This window comes from Thiomicrorhabdus heinhorstiae (genome assembly GCF_013391765.2).
Lineage (GTDB): Bacteria > Pseudomonadota > Gammaproteobacteria > Thiomicrospirales > Thiomicrospiraceae > Thiomicrorhabdus > Thiomicrorhabdus heinhorstiae.
This window is the reverse complement of the sequence record NZ_JACBGI020000064.1, coordinates 1-452: the sequence shown is the minus strand read 5'-3', so window position 1 is coordinate 452 and position 452 is coordinate 1. Positions and strand designations below refer to the sequence as shown.

At 50.9% G+C, this 452-nt stretch carries 1 protein-coding gene; it reads left to right on the top strand.

What is annotated here, in order from left to right; all coding sequences use genetic code 11:
• The coding region (locus H8792_RS12375; RefSeq protein ID WP_185979416.1) for a hypothetical protein at positions 1–237 on the top strand (237 nt) is incomplete at its 5' end.
• Between the last annotated feature and the right edge of the window lie 215 nt (positions 238–452).

Sequence of the window (452 nt, the reverse complement as noted above, 5' to 3'; positions counted from 1 at the left end):
GTTCATCACTACAGCAGAGATGCCCCCAATATCTACGCCCATCTCCATAGTCGTGGAGCAGTTGAGTACGTTGATATCACCCTTCTTAAACAGATCAACATAGTCATCGAGTCTCTGCGCCGACTGCTGAGCCGAATGTTCTGCGGTTCGATAGTAAAATCCGCCTTCCACGGTACGGTCGCTGATATCGGTCCAGAGATTCTCAGACCGAAGGTGCTGGATGACCGGGTCTTGTAAGACCTGCGCACGAATCTGCAATTGCTTGGCCACGGCGCTACCGTCTATCTGGAGGTTAGCTAGCGAGGAGAGTTGGACTTTCTGGCAACGATAGTCTTGCGGACGCAACTTTATGGGTAAGTAGGGGGTTAGCCCACGAAAAGTCGAATCAAAAATTCGGTGCGTTATCGGGCAGAGCCACCCCTCTTCTAATAGCGAAAAGGTCAGTGTATCTA